The sequence below is a fragment of the Gordonia prachuapensis genome (assembly GCF_036350515.1).
GTDB lineage: Bacteria > Actinomycetota > Actinomycetes > Mycobacteriales > Mycobacteriaceae > Gordonia > Gordonia prachuapensis.
The window spans coordinates 155,816-173,650 of sequence record NZ_JAZDUE010000012.1; the positions used below are offsets into that span (position 1 = coordinate 155,816).

Annotated in this window: 15 protein-coding genes and 1 pseudogene; 11 read left to right on the top strand and 5 right to left on the bottom strand. The window is 68.8% G+C overall.

Annotated features, from left to right (window positions below):
• Positions 1 to 25 precede the first annotated feature (25 nt).
• The 4 genes from V1Y59_RS15565 (at position 26) to V1Y59_RS15580 (ending at position 4,941) form a co-directional block, all read left to right on the top strand.
• Positions 26 to 1,648, top strand: coding sequence for an MFS transporter (locus V1Y59_RS15565; RefSeq protein ID WP_330505863.1), 1,623 nt, complete (start codon positions 26 to 28; stop codon positions 1,646 to 1,648).
• The gene (locus tag V1Y59_RS15570) at positions 1,573 to 2,163 is read left to right on the top strand and encodes a nitroreductase family protein (RefSeq protein ID WP_330505864.1); all 591 of its coding nucleotides are present in this window, start codon (positions 1,573 to 1,575) and stop codon (positions 2,161 to 2,163) included. Before V1Y59_RS15565 ends, V1Y59_RS15570 begins: the two co-directional genes overlap by 76 nt.
• Positions 2,164 to 2,357: 194 nt before the next feature.
• Positions 2,358 to 4,214 (top strand): 2-isopropylmalate synthase, encoded by a 1,857-nt coding sequence (leuA, locus tag V1Y59_RS15575; RefSeq protein WP_330505865.1) that lies wholly within the window; start codon positions 2,358 to 2,360, stop codon positions 4,212 to 4,214.
• 271 nt (positions 4,215 to 4,485) lie between these two features.
• A complete protein-coding gene (locus V1Y59_RS15580; protein ID WP_330505866.1) occupies positions 4,486 to 4,941 on the top strand; it encodes a DUF6325 family protein in 456 nt (151 codons plus the stop codon).
• A 30-nt stretch (positions 4,942 to 4,971) separates the two neighbouring features.
• Here the strand turns inward: V1Y59_RS15580 and V1Y59_RS15585 are convergent, their stop codons facing one another.
• Positions 4,972 to 7,635 carry a winged helix-turn-helix domain-containing protein gene (locus tag V1Y59_RS15585; protein ID WP_330505867.1) on the bottom strand — a complete coding sequence of 888 codons (2,664 nt, stop codon included), beginning with the start codon at positions 7,633 to 7,635 and terminating at the stop codon, positions 4,972 to 4,974.
• Positions 7,636 to 7,810: 175 nt separating this feature from the next.
• On the opposite strand from V1Y59_RS15585, the gene V1Y59_RS15590 reads away from it, so the two are divergent.
• Complete coding sequence (locus tag V1Y59_RS15590; RefSeq protein ID WP_330505868.1) at positions 7,811 to 7,966, top strand: hypothetical protein; 156 nt, start codon at positions 7,811 to 7,813, stop codon at positions 7,964 to 7,966.
• A gap of 7 nt (positions 7,967 to 7,973) precedes the next feature.
• Here the strand turns inward: V1Y59_RS15590 and V1Y59_RS15595 are convergent, their stop codons facing one another.
• Positions 7,974 to 9,362: a hypothetical protein gene (locus V1Y59_RS15595; RefSeq protein ID WP_330505869.1), complete on the bottom strand. Its 1,389-nt coding sequence runs from the start codon at positions 9,360 to 9,362 to the stop codon at positions 7,974 to 7,976.
• 245 nt (positions 9,363 to 9,607) lie between these two features.
• Here V1Y59_RS15595 and V1Y59_RS15600 point away from each other — a divergent pair, with 245 nt between their 5' ends.
• On the top strand, positions 9,608 to 9,988 hold the full coding sequence (locus tag V1Y59_RS15600; protein ID WP_330505870.1) for an SHOCT domain-containing protein: 381 nt from the start codon (positions 9,608 to 9,610) through the stop codon (positions 9,986 to 9,988).
• Positions 9,989 to 9,990: 2 nt separating this feature from the next.
• Here V1Y59_RS15600 and V1Y59_RS15605 read toward each other — a convergent pair whose 3' ends face one another.
• On the bottom strand, positions 9,991 to 11,133 hold the full coding sequence (locus V1Y59_RS15605; protein WP_330505871.1) for an alpha/beta hydrolase family protein: 1,143 nt from the start codon (positions 11,131 to 11,133) through the stop codon (positions 9,991 to 9,993).
• 201 nt (positions 11,134 to 11,334) lie between these two features.
• On the opposite strand from V1Y59_RS15605, the gene V1Y59_RS15610 reads away from it, so the two are divergent.
• A complete protein-coding gene (locus V1Y59_RS15610) occupies positions 11,335 to 11,481 on the top strand; it encodes a DUF1059 domain-containing protein (RefSeq protein WP_330433350.1) in 147 nt (48 codons plus the stop codon).
• A 13-nt stretch (positions 11,482 to 11,494) separates the two neighbouring features.
• Here the strand turns inward: V1Y59_RS15610 and V1Y59_RS15615 are convergent, their stop codons facing one another.
• Positions 11,495 to 12,379: a LysR family transcriptional regulator gene (locus V1Y59_RS15615; protein WP_330505872.1), complete on the bottom strand. Its 885-nt coding sequence runs from the start codon at positions 12,377 to 12,379 to the stop codon at positions 11,495 to 11,497.
• 72 nt (positions 12,380 to 12,451) lie between these two features.
• Between V1Y59_RS15615 and V1Y59_RS15620 the strand changes: the two genes are divergently transcribed.
• Together V1Y59_RS15620 and V1Y59_RS15625 are read left to right on the top strand one after the other, a co-directional pair.
• Positions 12,452 to 13,471, top strand: a complete 1,020-nt coding sequence (locus V1Y59_RS15620; protein WP_330505873.1) for an LLM class flavin-dependent oxidoreductase — start codon at positions 12,452 to 12,454, stop codon at positions 13,469 to 13,471.
• A gap of 83 nt (positions 13,472 to 13,554) precedes the next feature.
• Entirely contained in the window at positions 13,555 to 14,712 is a 1,158-nt protein-coding gene (locus V1Y59_RS15625; protein WP_330505874.1) for an EamA family transporter, read from the top strand.
• Here V1Y59_RS15625 and V1Y59_RS15630 read toward each other — a convergent pair.
• Positions 14,608 to 15,486: pseudogene (locus V1Y59_RS15630) on the bottom strand (alpha/beta hydrolase); the annotation flags it as partial. The gene V1Y59_RS15625 and the pseudogene V1Y59_RS15630 overlap by 105 nt on opposite strands.
• Positions 15,487 to 15,592: 106 nt before the next feature.
• Between V1Y59_RS15630 and V1Y59_RS15635 the strand changes: the two are divergent.
• A complete protein-coding gene (locus V1Y59_RS15635) occupies positions 15,593 to 16,876 on the top strand; it encodes a MurT ligase domain-containing protein (protein WP_330505875.1) in 1,284 nt (427 codons plus the stop codon).
• On the top strand, positions 16,873 to 17,595 hold the full coding sequence (locus tag V1Y59_RS15640; RefSeq protein WP_330505876.1) for a type 1 glutamine amidotransferase: 723 nt from the start codon (positions 16,873 to 16,875) through the stop codon (positions 17,593 to 17,595). Before V1Y59_RS15635 ends, V1Y59_RS15640 begins: the two co-directional genes overlap by 4 nt.
• The last annotated feature ends 240 nt before the right edge of the window (positions 17,596 to 17,835 follow it).

Genomic DNA, 17,835 nt, shown 5'->3' on the forward strand with positions numbered 1-17,835 from the left:
CACACCACAAGCCAGGAGAGCCGTCATGTCCGTCGTCACACCATCGCCCGATCAGCACCGGTCCCCCGCCGGCGCCGATCGACGCATGTGGTGGGGACTCGCGGTGCTGACCCTGCCGGTGCTGCTGGTCTCGATGGACTTCTCGGTGCTCTATCTGGCGATCCCCGCGATCACCGACGCACTCACCCCGACCGCCGCCGAACAACTGTGGATCCTCGACATCTACGGGTTCCTGATCGCCGGCCTGCTCATCACCATGGGCAACGTCGGCGACCGCATCGGCCGACGCCGCGTCCTGTTGGCCGGCGCCGCCCTGTTCGGCGTCGCGTCCGTCGTGGCCGCCTTCGCCCCGAACGCCGCGGTCCTGATCGCGGCCCGTGCGCTGATGGGCGTCGGCGGCGCGACCCTGCTGCCGTCGAGCCTGTCCCTGATCGCCAACATGTTCCCCGACGCCCGCCAGCGGGCCAAGGCAATCGGGGTGTGGACGGCCGCGTTCGCCGGCGGCAGCGCGATCGGGCCGGTCGTCGGCGGTCTGCTGCTGCACCAGTTCTGGTGGGGCGTCGTCTTCCTGATCAACGTCCCCGTGCTGGCCGTCCTGTTCGTCGCCGGCCCGCGGCTGGTCCCCGAGTACCGGGCGCCCAACGTCGCACCGTTCGACGTCCTCGGCGTCGTCCTGTCGCTGCTCGGCATCCTGCCGGTCGTATACGCGGTCAAGACGGTCGCCGCCGACGGCCTCGACGCATCGATCGTCGTCATCGGCTTGTTCGGGGTGGCGATGCTGGCGATGTTCCTGGCGCACCAGCTCCGGACGCCCGCACCGCTGCTGGATCTGTCCCTGTTCCGCAATCCGCAGTTCAGTGCGGCGGTGTCCGCCGCGCTGGTCGGCATGATGGCGCTCGGCGGAATGTCCTATCTGACCGGCGTCTACCTGCAGTCCGCACGCGGGCTCGACGTGCTGACCGCGGCGTTGGCCGGACTGCCGATGGCGGTCGCGGTGGCGGTGTTCTCCATCGGCGCCTCGCGGGTGGTGTCGATGGTCGGCCTGCGGTTCGCGTTCGTGGGGGCGGTGTCGTCCGCGGCGCTGGGCAACCTGGGCCTGTTGCTTCTGTCGACGACCAGTCCGCTGTGGATCTACCTGCTGTTCACGTCGATCGCGGGTGTCGGCTACGGCATCGTGTTCAGCCTGGTCTCCGACGTCGTCGTCGGATCGGTGCCCGTCGAACGGTCGGGTGCGGCCTCCGGGATCTCGGAGACGAGTTTCGAACTCGGCACCGCGATGGGGCTGGCACTGCTCGGCTCACTGGCCACGGTGGTGTTCCGGGCGCGTTCGGAGGGCTGGAGCTTCGGCGACACACTGGGTGACACATTGCGCCGGGCACTCGAGATGGGTGAGAGCGGAACCGAACTGGCCGGCGCCGCACGCAGCGCCTTCGTCGACGGAGTGCACGCCGCGTCGCTCGCGAGTGCCATCGCACTGACCGTGCTCGCGATCGTGCTGACCGTGGTCCTGCGGCCCCGGCCGATCGCCGCGACGCCGACCACACCGTCGGAACCGGCACTACCCTTGGCCGCGTGCACGAACTCATCGCAGGACGACGCAGTGTCCGCGGGTACGACGCCGACGCCACCATCTCCGCCGACGTCCTGACCGAGATCCTCGAGGCGGGCCGGTGGGCGCCGACGTGGGGTCGGATGCAGCCGGTCCGCTTCATCGTCGGCGTGCGGGGCGACGCGACGTTCACCGGCCTCACCGAGATCCTGACCCGCGGCAACGCGGGCTGGGCGCCGGCGTCGGCGGCGCTCGTCCTGGTCTGCACGACCACCCAGGCCGACGACGAGAAGGCCCGCACCTACTCGGCCGTGGACGTGGGATTGGCTGTGTCACAGATGATCCTGCAGGCCGCGTCGTCCGGCTACAACGGGCATCCGATGGCCGGATTCGACCCGGACGCCGCGCGGGAGCGGTTCGCCATCCCCGACGATCACCGGCCCCTCGTCCTGCTGGGCATCGGGCGTATCGCCGATCCGTCGACCGTGGCGCCCGAGATCCGAGAACGCGACGAGCGGCCACGCACCCGCCTCCCGCTGCGCGAGGTGGCCTTCGCCGAGCGCTGGGGAAACCCCCGAGCGCCCGACGATCCGACGGTCGGCGAGCAGGGCTGACACGCTCACCGACGCGTCAGCCGACAGACCGACGCCATTTGATCGCCGCTCGGTGCGGGGAGTACAGTCCAGCACATGCAGCGTGCACTCCTTCTCGGTTGCCGCGGCGGGGTCTGATTCGACCGGCCCTCCGTCGCGGGGCCTTCACGCGCCGGTCATCTTCCCCCGATTCCCACCCACGGAGAATGACCATCATGGCAGCAGCAGACTCTTTCACCTCTGGCACGAGCCGCATCGTCGAGCCCGCCGGACCCATCCCCGCCGGCCAGCCGGTCTGGAACACCCAGCGCAGTTCGGCGATGCCGGTACACCGCTACCGGCAGTTCGCCGACGAGGTCGAGAACGTGTCGGTCCCCGACCGCACCTGGCCCGACAAGACCATCACCACCGCACCGCTCTGGTGCGCCGTGGATCTGCGCGACGGCAACCAGGCGCTGATCGACCCGATGAGCCCCGCCCGCAAGCGGCGCATGTTCGAACTCCTCGTCCGTATGGGCTACAAGGAGATCGAGGTCGGCTTCCCGTCGGCCAGCCAGACCGACTACGACTTCGTCCGCGAGATCATCGAGGACGGCGCCATCCCCGACGACGTCACCATCCAGGTCCTCACCCAGTGCCGACCGGAACTGATCGAGCGCACCTTCGACGCGTGCCGCGGCGCCAACAAGGCGATCGTCCACTTCTACAACTCCACGTCGGTGCTGCAGCGCCGCGTGGTGTTCCGCGCCGACAAGGACGCGATCACCAAGATCGCCACGGATGCCGCGCACAAGGTCCTCGAAGAGCAGCAGAAGTACCCGGACACCCAGTGGCGTTACGAGTACTCGCCGGAGTCCTACACCGGTACCGAGCTGAGCTATGCCAAAGAGGTGTGCGACGCCGTCACCGAGATCATCGCTCCCACACCGGAGAACCCGATGATCCTCAATCTGCCGGCGACGGTCGAGATGGCCACGCCGAACGTCTACGCCGACTCGATCGAGTGGATGCACCGCAACCTGGCGCGCCGTGACTCGATCATCCTGAGCCTGCACCCGCACAACGACCGCGGAACCGCGGTCGCGGCAGCCGAACTCGGCTACCAGGCCGGTGCCGACCGCATCGAGGGCTGCCTGTTCGGCAACGGTGAGCGGACCGGCAACGTCTGTCTGGTCACCCTGGGCATGAACCTGTTCAGCCGGGGTGTGGATCCGCAGATCACCTTCTCCGACATCGACGAGATCCGACGGACCGTCGAGTACTGCAATCAGCTCAACGTCCCCGAACGCCACCCCTATGGCGGCGACCTGGTGTACACCGCCTTCTCCGGCAGCCACCAGGACGCGATCAACAAGGGCCTCGACGCGATGAAGTACGACGCCGACGCGGCCGACCAGGACATGGACGACATCCTGTGGCAGGTGCCGTATCTGCCGATCGACCCGAAGGACGTCGGTCGCACCTACGAGGCCGTGATCCGCGTGAACAGCCAGTCCGGCAAGGGTGGCGTCGCCTACATCATGAAGGCCGACCACGGCATGAACCTGCCGCGCCGGCTGCAGATCGAGTTCAGCAAGGAGATCCAGAAGATCACCGACGGCGAGGGCGGTGAGGTCAACCCGAAGGAGATGTGGGACGTCTTCGCCGAGGAATACCTCAACCCGATCCGGCCGCTGGAGCGGATGCGCCAGAAGGTGGACGCCGCCGAGATCGACGGCGGCGAGGACAACATCACCGCGGTGGTCAAGGTGGACGGAACCGAACGCGAGATCGCCGGCTCCGGAAACGGGCCCCTCGCAGCGTTCGTCGACGCGCTGTCGACGGTGGGCTTCGACGTCCGGGTCCTCGACTACAGCGAGCATGCGCTGACCTCCGGTGGCGACGCCAGCGCGGCGGCCTACGTGGAGACCGAGGTCAACGGCGAGACGGTCTGGGGTGTCGGCGTGGCATCGTCGATCACGACGGCCAGCCTGCGCGCCGTGGTCTCTGCGGTCAACCGCGCCCACCGCGTCGCCGGAGCCGATCTCACGGCCGACGACGGGGCGACGGCGCCGCGCACCTGGGCGCCGTAACCCACGCACTCCCTCCCTCGCACACGGCCGCAGCCCCGGCCGTGCACGGACTCACGATCACCGGACGACCTCCGCGTGCATCGTGTCAGAGACTGGGCCGGAACCCACGCTCGGCGGGCGATCCCTGCCACGGGGTTCCGGCCCATTCTCATGGCTCATACCCGGGTGTCGGATCAATCATCCGTACCGGATGACTCCATCTCCCGCCTGCTCGGTCGACAATGAACCACGCCACGGCAGACGTGGATCGTTCTCGACGCGAGGAGAACCGATGGGCGAACCGACCGGGCCGGAGCTGACCGAATTGGGCCCCATCGACTATGTCGTCGTCGAACTCCCCGATGGCGCAACGTCTCTCACCGTCGACATGGCCGATCAGATCCGGGTGTCGGTCGAGAGCGGGACGCTTCGACTGCTCGATCTCCTGATCATCGAGCGCGCCGAGTCGGGCGAACTCGCAGTCACCGAGTTCGAGGACCTCCCCGATCCGCGGCTGCACAACATGGATGCGGAGCTCGTGGAGATCCTCGCCGCCGAGGATGTGGAGAACCTGTCCAGCGCGATCACGCCCGGACGCCGCGCCGCGGTGATCGTCTGGGAGTACCTGAGCGCGGCATCGTTCGCAGCCGCGGCACGCGCCTCGGGCGGAAAGTTGGTCGCGCAGGGGCGCATTCCGACACAGGCCATCGTCGCGACGTTGCGCGCGGACGACGAACCCGATCGCTGAGGGTCGGAGCACCGGGACCCGGCGTGCACCTCAGATGAGGTGTCGTTCCCTGGCCCGGTCAACGGCGTCGCGACGCGTGGTGACCCCGAGCTTGCGGTAGATCGACTGCTGGTGGGTCTTGACGGTGTTCACCGACACGAACAGATCCGCGGCTATCTCCGCCGCCTTGTACATCGTCGGCAGATAGCGCAGCACCATCAGTTCGCGGTCGGTCAACGACTCGATGGGCAGCAATGGGGTCGCCGCCACTCCGGGCTGCTCGCCTCCACACGCGGCCAGCAGGTCGCGGACGAAAGCCTGATCACCGTCGGTCACCCGGAGCAGTCGTGTCAGCAGTACACCGACCACCGGACCCGCCACGACGAACGGACGGATCTGCCCCACCGGCGCGGCCAGCCGGACCGCGGACGCCAGATGCTCGAGCGCCGCGGAGTCCCGATGCAGCCGCGCCGACGCCACCGCCGCCAGGACCTCGGCCTCGGTCGCCTGGAGTCGGTACGGCGCAAAGCCTGCCGTGATGCCGAGGGCCTCGATCGCGTCGGCCGGGTTGTTCGCGGCGAGGTGCGCCTTGGCCAGGACGATGCGGTTCAGCGCGGTGGCGTACGGCGCCGGCAGCGCTCGGTCGCTGCCGACCGCGATCACCGCCTCCGCGTCGCCGGAGACCACCTGCACCTCGGCAGCCATCGCGTCGTACAGGCCGGCGAGTAACCCCGGTAGCGTGGTCGACGACCGCCGGGCGGCGTCCAGTCGCCGAAACTCGGTACGCGCGGCGAAGACGTCACCCCGCACGACCGCAATGCCGACCGCTGCCGCCTCGATGATCAGCCACGCAGCCGTGTCCGACCCGTGGGCCACGGCACGACGCCCCATGTCGACGGCACGATCTGCCGCCTCCAGGTCGTTGCACTCGAGGTACATCAGCGCGCGAGCGGCGTAGAGCGCCAACGTCTGTGGTTGACGTGCCCAGCCCCGGCGTTCTGCGAGCACGCCGATGGCGGCGGTCCGCACGGCGGCCTCGGGCAGGTCGCCGCGTACCAGGTCCGTCAGGGCCAGGTAGGTATCGGCCGCCATCGCCACCAGACTCACCCCCACCTCTTCGGCGCCGGCCCGACTGACCACGAGTTCCCTTGCTGCCGTGTCGATCTCACCGCTATGAAACAGGCCGATGGCCCGGTTGTTGCGCGCCATGATCGCATAGGCGGGCGCTGCGGGGATCGCCGTGCGGGGCGCTTGCGACACCAGCGTGAGGATGTCGTCGCACCGATCGACGACGTCGGACAGGCGGCTGGTGCGGGCAGTGACCATGCGGATCAAGGCGATCAGGATTCGCGAGCCGATGGTCGACGGCTCATCCGCGCCCAGAACCCGCGCGGCGTCCTCCGCATTGCGATCCATCGCGACGAAGTCGCCGCGGTGATAGCAGAGTATCGCGGCCGCAACCAGCGTGTCCGTGGTCGGCCGCGCCTCCGCCTCGACGGCAGCCGGCTCGAGCGCAGCGGCCAGCGCCGATGCCTGGGTCGACAGCACCAGCGGCGCAGCCACGCTGCCGAGCAGTTCGGTCATCGCCGGCCAATCGCGTGCCCGACCGTAGTGGCGCACCGCTGCCACCGGGTCGTCGTTCGCGGCAAACCAGTCCGCCGCCCGACGGTGGAGTTCGGCTGCGGCGTCCGGGTTCTCGGCGTCCAGCCGGTCCATCAGCAGCTCACGGAACAGCGGGTGGTAGGCGTACCAGTCGGGCCGGTCAGACAGCCGGACCGTCAGCACGTTGTTCGCGACGAGATCGTCGAGCACCCGGCGGCTGTCGGCGCGTCCGGCCAGCGCGCGGGCGAGCGGGGCACTGACGGTGTCGACGATGCTCGTGGCGAGCAGGAACCGCCGATCCGACGGTGCGAGCTCCTCGAGCACCTCCTCCAGCAGGTATGCCGCCACGAGTTCGTTCTGTCCGGTCACGCGATGAGTGACATCGCCGGAGGTGCCGCGGCCACTCAGTACCGCGAGCCGCAGCCCGGTCGGCCAGCCCTGGGTCCGGTCGAGAAGCGCATCGATGTCGTCGTCGGGCAGGTCGACACCCGCGCGGTCGCAGAACTCGGCGACGTCGTCACGGGTGAATTGCAGTTCGTCCGTGGTGATCTCGGTGAGCCGACCGTCGAGCCGCAGTTTCTGCAGGCGCAGGGCCGTCGCCGTCCGGGTGATGACGATCAGTCGCAGCGTCGGGGGCTGGCGGCGGATCAGGCGCCGGATGCTGCTCAGCACCTCCGGTGCAGCGATGCGGTGGACGTCGTCGAGGACCAAGGTGATCGGTGTGGGCGAGTCCGCGAGTCCGTCGATGATCCGGTCGACCTCGGGCTCGGCGAATCCCGATGCCGGCGCGATGTCCCGCAGTCCACTCGGCTCCGACAGCGCGTCGGCCGCGGCGAGGGCGCCGAGCACGTCGTTCCAGAACGCCCGCAGGCCATCGGCATCGTCGACGGTCAGCCATGCGGTGGCACCGGCAGGACGATGAGCGCCGGCCCAGCCCGCAACGGCCAGCGTCTTGCCGTACCCGGCGCCGGCGGACACCACCGCGACCCCACCAGGCGGACATCGATCCAGCGCGGCACCCACCCGCGACAGATGGACATACCCGGGAGGCAGGACGGGTCGCGACGCGCGCAGCCGCAGGCTCGGCGCCAACCGTCCGCTCGTCGAGTTCACCCGGTACCCACCTAGCAGCGTCCCCGACCCGATTCGGGAGATCTCCGAGAATGATAACGGCCCGGCGACCTTCGGGCGGTCGGTCATCCGGCTCGGAGGACGACAGTGTCGCGTACGTCTGTCACCATCGAGGACAGCAAGTGGCTGCAGGATGAATTCTCCGGGAGGTGTGCTCATGCCGATGCGACACGGACGGATCAGCCGGAGGGCGGTCATCGGTCATCCGGTGGTTCGATCGCCCGCCCCCACCGACTCCGCGGCACTTCTGGCCCAGGGCGTTGCGCGACGAAAGGACCGTGACGGTCGCGCCGCCGACCGCTCGGATCAGTGACCCCGGATCACCCAGCGCTCGGACTCTCCTCAGCGACTGCCGCTTCCGCCACCTCCCGACGCGCCGGCCGCATCGCGATCTCCAGCGCGGCGAGCACCAGGCAGGTGATCACCACGGTCCAGATCACCACCAGCCCGGTGGGATACGACCAGAACATCAAGATGAGCGCCGCACCCACGACGACCGCGATCCGCACCGGTATCCGCGCCTGATACAACGCGAGTTCGAACGCGTTGGGGTCACGCTGCTTCCGCCGGGCATCGAGGGCACCGACACCGCCGGTGAAGCCGCGCCGGACGGCCTTCGCCGACCGGGACCCACCCGCGAAGAACACCACGATCGCCACCACCAGCGCCAGAACCGCCACCGCACGCAACGCCAGCCGCAACGGGTTGACGACGGTGTCGAAGATGACGCGGGCGGCATCCGGCGCGAGGACATCGGCCGGGATCTCGCTCATGTACACCGCGCGTCCGATGAGCAGCCCGATCGCCAGTAGCAGCATCGCGACCACGATCGAGATGGCGACGGCCGCTGTCATCCGCAGACGTCGCCCGGCGCCGATCACCAACACCGCGCCGATCGCGGCGGCCAGTGCCAGCCAGGGCAGGACGTCGGCGATGTTGTCGAGGGCACCCACCCACCGCTGCGCGTCGGCGAGTTGCGGGGACTGGAATACGACGAAGTCCTTGTCGACCTCGGGAATGTTGGCGGCGAACGCGAATCCGCGATCGGTGAGCTGTTGCTTGACCTGGTCGATGACGGGTCCGAGCTGGATGCTGATGGAACCGTCGGAATCGATCTCGATGGCCCCGCGCTCGGTGTCGCCGGTCAGCGCAGCCACCACCGACCGGTGGGCGGCACGGTTGGCCGTCACCCAGAGTTCGCGGAACTGGTCGGATTCCACGAATCGGCTGACCGTCTGCTGGATGAACGATTCCGCCTGATTCGCCAGGACGGGCGCCAACCCGACCACGGTCTGATCGATGCGTGGCCGCTCGGCGGGGGTGAGGTCGACCAGCTGCTGCAGTGCCTGCTCGGTGATCTGCTGGATGTCGACCTGCGCGTTGATCTCGTCGGTGATGGCGTCGGTGACCTGCTCCTGCACGGCCGGCTCGGATGCCAGTGGCGCCACCGTCGTCAGGTAGTGCTCAGTGTCGAGTAGTTCGCCGCGGACGTACCTCGTCGTCACCGACAGCAACGTGAGCACGGCACACAGCACGACGAGGCTGACGGCCACGATGCGCCGCCACAGCATTTTCCGTTCCGGCCGCACGGACCGCGCGGCGACCTCGGCCCGGAGGCGCTCGAGTTCGGCGCGCTCGTCCGCATCGAGTGGACGAGGGTCACTCGCCTCCGCCGGACGGATGTCATCACCTTCGGTCGGTCCGCTCACCCCATGCCTCCGATCTTCTCGACGCCGCCGCGAATCTTCGCACGGCGCGGCGGGACTCGTCGGCGAACTCCCCGACCGTGGCACAAGTCGACACCTGCGGCATCATCCGGTCCGGATGAAATCACCAGGCGGCGGTGAACTCACCCGTTCCAGGTGAGCCGCACGCGGCGGTCGTGACGCATGATGTCCCCAACCGTTGAGATGTGGGCCGCACCGTGGAGGCGTGCCGCGAAGGGAGAGATGACATGTGGGATTCGTTCTGGGACTTCATCTGGTACACCGTGGTGATCTTCATCTTCGTGGCCTACCTGATGATGCTCTTCTGGATCATCGCCGACCTGTTCCGGGACCGGGATCTGTCGGGTTGGTGGAAGGCCGTCTGGATGGTGTTTCTCATCTTCGTTCCGTGGGTGACGGCGCTGGTGTACCTGATCGCACGCGGACCGGGCATGTCGCGTCGGGCCGAGGCGACGCGCGTCGAGATGCAGCAGCAGTCCGACGACTACATCCGCTCGGTGGCGGGGAAGTCGTCGGCCGAACAGATCGCCGACGCGAAGTCCCTTCTCGATACCGGCGTCATCGATGAGCAGGAGTACGCGGCACTCAAGGCGAAGGCGCTGCGCTGACGTCAGCCGACCGGCATGACGCGCTCGAGAAATCCCAGGACGTCGTCCATGCCGCCGTCGGCGCGCAGGTCGGTGTGATCGCTGTTGATGGTCTCGAACTCGTAATCTGTTCCGGCCTTGCGGAATTCGGACAACAGTCGGTACGTCATCGGGATCGGTACGGTGACGTCACGCAGGCCGTGGACGATCAGGATCGGGCCGCCCTGGTCGGCTGCCGGCACCTCCATGTAGCTGCGTAGGGCCGATCGGAACGCGTCGTCGCCGAGCGATTTCGAGACCAGTTTGTCCGGTCGTGCGCCGTCGAGGATCGACTCCCACTCCGGACCACACGATTCGCCGACCTCCGCGACGACCTGCTTGCCGAACGAGGACAGGTACGACGTGACGTCGACGTCGCGCTGATTGGCCGACAGCCCGGCGAGGATCGCCGCGAACGGCCCCGACATCGCCCGCGGCAGCAGGGGGATGCCGGGCCGCATCAGTGGGATCAGGTCTTCGAAGTTCGATGCGGGCGCGAGCGCCGCGATGCCCCGGAAATCGAGTTCCGGCGCATATGTCTGCGCGTGGTGACCGGCCGCCAACGCGGCGTGCCCGCCCTGCGACGACCCGGCCGCGGCCCAACTCCGCGACAACCCGATGATCACGCCGCGCGCCGCCCGGACCATGTCGATGACGGCGGTGGCCTCCGATCGGCTGTGGAGATACGCGTGCGGTCCCAGCGAGTCGGGTCCGAGGCCGATGTAGTCGGTCGCCACCACTGCGTATCCCGCCCCGGTGAGTGCCTCGACGACGGGGGCGGTCGATCGGATCAGGTCGGTGGAGTCGGCCAGTCCGCATTCGTCCCCGAGCCCGGACGTCCCGTGCGCCCAGGAGATCACCGGCCAGCCGCCGTCCGGCCGAGGGCCGTCGGGCAGTCGCACGATCCCGCCGGCCGGGACGACCGCGCCACGCGAGTCCGTCGTCAGATAGGTGAGCCGGTACACCCCGTCGAGGCCACCCCAGTCCCCCACCTGCGAGATCGCAATGGCACGGCCCGGGCTGTCGGTGGCCGTGCCCGCCCGTGCAGGCGAGTCCACCAGGCCGGCGACCAGCGCGACAACGATCGAGAGCAGTCCGACGACGACTCCGTACCGGCGGGATCGCACCGTGTGGCGCCTCCGTTCGGGACAGGAGCTGGCGGGCTGGTCAAACCGCCACCTTACCGTCGGGTTCGCACTCCGCCCGACGTGACGTCGGGCGCCGTCCGAGAAAGCTCGAGACCGCCCCCTCCCCTGAGACGCACACCACGAGTACCCTCACGCCGAGACGCCGGGCACATCCGGATGACGGCAAAACGAGGTGATGGCATGAAGACACGACTGACCTGCCCGTGCGGCGAGGCGATGAAGGGCACCGACGAGGACGAACTGGTGGAGAAGGTGCGCGAGCACCTCAAGGAGAACCATCCGGGCCACGACTACAGCCGGGACGAGATCCTCTTCATGGCCTTCTGACCGCGCCTGGCACTCACGTGCAGGCGACGCCCGCCGCGGCGACGAGTTGCTCGACCACGGCGCGCACCGCCGAACGCGGCGACGGCCGCACCAGCGCCTCGTACACCCGTGCCGCACGAACGCCCTTGAGCTCGAGGCGCTTCACCCCCGGGTGACGCACCGCGAATCGCGGTATCAGCGCGATCCCGTGATCGGCGGCCACGATCGACTGGATCGTGGCGAAGTCGAGCATGCGTTGCGTCACCCGCGGCGCCACACCGGTCACCGCTGAGATCGACAGCAGCACGTCGTCGACCGGGAACCCGCCCTCCACGCTGATCCAGTCGCAGTCGGCGAGATCGGCAACCTCCAACTCGCCGCGTCCGGCGAACTCCGACGTCGCCGCGACCACGACGTCCACGGGTTCACGCATCAGTTCCACCACGTCGACGCGTGGCGACCGGACCGATGCGGTGCGTTCGTCCCGGTGCGTGACCACGATGTCGAAGTCGGCCAGCGCAGGGACGGCGTCGGGATAGCCGACGTCCAGTTCGGAGGCGTGCACGTCGATCCCGGACGCACCGATCCGATCGAGCACCCCCGGCAGCAGCAGGGCCGCACCCGACGGGAACATCGCCAGCCGCACCGATGCCCGCCCCGACCGGTAGGTCTCCATCTCCTCGTGGGCGCGATCGACCGCGGCGATCACCTCGTCTGCTCGCAGCACGAGCGCACGACCCGCGTCGGTGAGGCGGATGCGCCGACCCTCCTGCTGGAGAAGCCCGACACCCGCCTCCCTGGCCAGCACCTTGAGCTGCTGGGACACTGCCGACGGCGTCATGTGCATGGCGTCGGCGACCGCTCCGACCGAGCCGCGGTCGGCGAACTCGCGCAGCAACCGCAGCCGCTTCACATCCACGCCCACACGCTACTGCGCTCCGAGTCCCGCGCCCTCGGGAATGAAACGGACCGCGGTTTCAGTTAACGAGGCATGAAGAAGATCGGTTTCCTCTCGTTCGGTCATTGGTCCGATTCGTACGGATCGCAGGTGCGGTCCGGGTCGGATGCGCTGTTGCAGTCCGTCGACCTCGCGGTCGCCGCAGAGGAGCTGGGCGCCGACGGCGCGTACTTCCGGGTGCACCACTTCGCGCGTCAGCTCGCCTCGCCGTTCCCGTTGTTGTCGGCGATCGGCGCCAAGACCGACCGCATCGAAATAGGGACCGGCGTCATCGACATGCGCTACGAGAACCCGCTGTACATGGCCGAGGACGCCGGCGCGGCGGACCTCATCTCGGGCGGACGGCTGCAGCTCGGCATCAGCCGCGGATCGCCCGAGCAGGTCATCGACGGCTACAAATACTTCGGCTACGTGCCGCCGGAGGACGCCACCGACGCCGACATGGCCCGGCAGCACGCCGACGTCTTCTTGAAGGTCATCACCGGAAGTGGCTTCGCACAACCCAATCCGCGGCCGATGTTCCCCAACCCGCCCGGCCTGTTGCCGATCGAACCGCAATCACCCGGCCTGCGCGAGCGCGTCTGGTGGGGCGCCGGCACCCGGGCGACCGCGGAATGGACTGCGCAGCAAGGCATGAACCTGATGAGCTCGACACTGCTCACCGAGGACACCGGCATCCCGTTCCACAAGCTGCAGGCCGAGCAGATCCAGCGCTTCCGCGACGCCTGGGACGAGGCCGGCCATCCGCGTGAACCGCGGGTATCGGTGAGCCGCAGCATCTTCGCCATCGTCGACGACCGAGACCGCGCCTACTTCGGTCGCGGCGGCACCGAGGACGACCAGGTCGGGGTCATCGACAACTCGGTCGCACGGTTCGGCCGGAGCTACGCCGACGAGCCGGACAAACTCATCGAGCAACTCCGCGAGGACCAGGCGATCGCGGCCGCCGACACCCTGCTGCTGACCGTCCCCAATCAGCTCGGCGTGGAGTACAACGCCCATGTGATCGAGTCGATCCTCACCCACGTCGCGCCGGCGCTCGGCTGGCGATGACCGCAATCAGTTAAGCTTCTCTACATCGAATCTGCACAACAATTCGATTGTCGTGAACAGATTCGATCGGCACGCTGATCCTCGTGACCATCCGCGATCGACTCCTCGGACTCTGCGTGGTCGTGCTGTGGGGATTGAACTTCATCGCCATCCGACTCAGCCTCGACCACTTCCCGCCATTCTTCACAGCTGCACTGCGCTTCGCGGTGATGGCGATTCCGGTGATCGTCTTCGTCCGGTTCCCGAAGGTCCGGATGACGTGGTTTCTGCTGTACGCCATCGGATTCGGGTTCGTCCAGTTCGCGTTCCTGTTCCTCGCGATGGATCTCGGCATGCCGACCGGCCTGGCGTCACTGGTGTTGCAGACCTCGGCGCCGTTCACCGTGCTGCTCGGTGTGGTCTTCCTGCGCGAGCGCATGAGCCTGCTGCAGGTGATCGGGATCGCGGTGGCCGTCGGCGGCATGGTGACGATCGGGATCTCCCGCGCCGGTGAGGCGTCGGTCGGCGCCGCCGCGATCGTCCCGATGCTGCTCACCGTCGCCGCCGGCCTCGGCTGGGCATTCGGCAACATCGGCTCGCGGCTCGCGGTGCAGGGCGGCGACTCCGACCGCGACGACCCGCTGCGGATGACCCTGTGGATGTCGGTCGTCCCGCCGATCCCCTTCGCCCTAATGAGTCTGGTGTTCGACGGACCGACCGCGGGCATCGAGGCGCTGTCCACGGTCGCCTCGCACACCGGCCTGCTGGCGATCGCCGGGCTCGCCTACACGGTCGTGCTCGGGACGGTCGTCGGATCCGGGCTGTGGATTCACCTCATGTCGCGGTATCCGGCGAGTCGGGTGGCCCCGATGTCGCTGCTGGTGCCCATCGTCGGGATCACCGCAGCGTGGGCGATCCTCGGCGAGGTGCCCACGTGGGTCGAGCTGCTGGGTGCGGCCACGGTGATCGCCGGCTGCGCGGCCGGAGTGCTGGCCTCGCCAGGGTCGTCGGCGCGCCGCTCAGCGAAACGCGTACGCCAGCGCGGCGCCGATCCGGTCGACGGCGGCGCGCGCGTCAGGGCTGGTCAGCGTCATGTTGGCGAACCCGTGGATGAGGCCGCCGGCTCGATCGAGCGTCACCGGAACGCCCGCCTGGCGCAGCCGGTCGGCGTACTCGATGCCCTCGTCGCGGAGCGGATCGAACCCGGCGACGATCACGTACGCGGGCGCGAGTCCGGAGATGTCGTCGGCCAGCAGCGGTGAGACGCGCGGGTCGGTGCGCTGCTCGACGTCGGGGACGTAGTCGTCGGTGAACGAGTCGACGTCCGCGTCGGTCAGGTACAGGCCGGACGCGAACTCGAGGCGCGACGGCCTCTTGCTCGACACGTCGACGACCGGGTAGATGAGCATCTGCAGGCACGGTGTGACGTCGTCGTCGCGGACCTGCTGGGCGACGACCGCGGAAAGGTTGCCGCCGGCGCTGTCACCTGCCACCGCGACCCGGTCAGGTGCCACACCCCAGTGCGGCGCCTTGTCGACGGCGAACCGCCAGGCCGCGACCGCGTCGTCGACGGCTGCCGGGAACCGGTGTTCGGGGGCCAGCCGATAGTCGACGGAGAGGATGTCGGCGCCGGTCGACAGGGCGAGCCTGCGCACCAGGTTGTCGTGGCTGACCCGGTCCCCGAGGACGAAACCGCCGCCGTGGAAGAACACGACCACGCCGACCGAGTCCACCCGGGCTCGGTAGCGGGTGGCCGGGATCGGGCCGCCCGGACCGTCGATGAGCAGGTCTTCCTCGACGGCCATCGGCGGCAGTTTCTCCGCGAGGGTGACCGCGTTGGCGAGGACGTCGGCGCGCGCCCGGGCGATCGGCTTGCCGGTGAGCGCGAACGCCGGAACCTTGTCGGCGATCAGTCCCGTCAGCGCCATCTCCGGCGACAACCGGTCGCCGTCGGCGTTGACCCGCCCCCACTGGCCGGCGAACCGCAGCACCGCCGGCGGGATGTGCCCGGCGGACCGCATCAGTCCGCGTTGCATGCGGGCGAGGAACGAGGGCGACGTCGCTGTGGCCTGACTCACGCCCGCGAGCGTACCGCCGACGCACGATCTGCCTGCCGTGGGGCGCTTGTGTCAGACTCGTGCCATGTCCGACGGCACCCGTGTCCCGCTGCGCACCACCCTCGCGTTGTCTGCAGCGTCGGCGGCACGCTGGGCGTCGCGAACCGCAGGTCGTGGCAAGGGATCGATGATCGGCGGCCTGGTCGCGGCGAAGATCGACCCGAACATCATGGATCGGCTGGCCGCCGGTAAGCGCACCGCACTGGTCACCGGGACGAACGGCAAATCCACGACGACCCGGATGACGGCCGCGGCGCTCTCCGAACTCGGCGAGGTGGCCACGCAGGCCGACGGCGCGAACATGGACGCCGGCATCATCGCGACGCTGACACTGCACCGGGCGGCGCAGATCTGCGCGCTCGAGGTCGACGAGCTGCACGTGCCCCACGTCAGCGACGCCGTCGACCCCGAGGTTCTGGTGATGCTCAACCTCTCCCGCGATCAGCTCGATCGCGTCGGAGAGATCAACATGATCGAACGCCGTCTGCGGGAGGGCATTTCCCGCCATCCGTCGATGACGATCGTCGCCAACTGCGACGACGTGCTGGTCACGTCCGCGGCGTTCGATGCGTCGGAGGTGGTGTGGGTCGCGGCGGGTGCGAGTTGGGTGGGTGACTCGGTGAGCTGTCCGCGTACCGGCGAGCCCATCATCCGTTCCGGCGTCGATTGGTATTCCAGCGGCGACGAGGGTTTCCGCCGCCCCACCCCCGATTGGTGGTTCGACGACGAGAACATCCATGGCCCAGACGGTTTCGTCGCGCCGATGACGTTGTCGGTGCCGGGCCGGGCGAACCGCGGCAACGCGACCCAGGCCGTCGCCGCTGCCGTCGCGATGGGCGCCGACCCGGCGAAAGCCGTTGCGGCGGTGGGCACCGTCGGCGAGGTGGCCGGCCGTTACGGCACCCATCAGGTGGGCAATCACTCGGTGCGGACGCTGCTGGCGAAGAACCCTGCCGGCTGGCAGGAGGCGCTGTCGATGATCGACCAGGACGCCGACGGATTGGTGATCGCAGTCAACGGACAGGTCCCCGACGGCGAGGACCTGTCCTGGTTGTGGGATGTGCGGTTCGAGGCGTTCGAGACCATGAAGGTGGTGGCGGCCGGGGAAAGAGCCGCGGATCTGTCGGTCCGCCTGCTCTATGCCGGCGCCGAACACACCACGATCCCGGAACCGATGAAGGCCATCGCATCCTGCCCACCGGGCCGGGTGGAGGTGCTCGCCAATTACACCGCATTCCGCGATCTCGGCGTGGCACTCGAACGCGCGGAGCGTGCCCGCGGCGCCGACCTGAAGGGGGCCGGGTCATGAGCGAATCCACCCTGCGCATCGGTCTGGTGTTGCCCGACGTGATGGGCACCTACGGCGACGGCGGTAATGCGCTGGTGTTGCGTCAGCGCGCGTTGATGCGCGGCATCGACGCCGAGATCGTCCAGATCACCCTCGACGACGACGTACCCGACTCACTCGACGTCTACACCCTCGGCGGTGCCGAGGATTATGCGCAGCGCCTGGCCACCCGACACCTCACCCGGTACCCGGGGCTGCAGCGCGCGGCGGCTGCCGGCCGCCCGGTGCTGGCGATCTGCGCAGCGATCCAGGTTCTCGGCCATTGGTACGAGACATCGGCGGGCGAACGGGTGGACGGGATCTCGTTGTTCGACCTCACCACCTCGCCCCAGGACACCCGCAGCATCGGCGAACTGGTCACCGAGCCGGTCGTCGACGGTCTCACCGCTCCACTTACCGGCTTCGAGAATCACCGTGGCGGAAGCACTCTCGGCGCTGATGCCCAACCCTTGGCGAAGGTGCGGCACGGTGTCGGCAACGGCGTCGGCGACGGCACCGAAGGAGTGGCGCAGGGATCGGTGATCGGCACGTACATGCACGGTCCCGCGCTCGCCCGCAATCCGGAACTCGCCGACCATCTGCTGACGCGTGCGATGGGGACCGATTCGCTTGCACCGCTGGATCTTCCGCAGGTCGACCGGCTTCGCAGGGAGCGACTGGCCGCCGGCCGTCGCGGCTAGCCACCCCCGGTCCCTGAGGAGACCCGGAGCCTGCGGAGGGTCGTCACGAAGGGCCCGCGAAGCTCACCGCAGCGATCGATCGGGACGGAACCGCGCGCACACCGTCGGACCGCAGATCGCGCAGTCGGTACCGGCCCGGTAGTGCGTGTGTGCATCCCGCGGATGCCCGCACCGGCAGGTTGACGAGGGGCTGCGTCCGAGCCATCGTGTGATCACATCCCACATGCTTCGGGCCCCGCT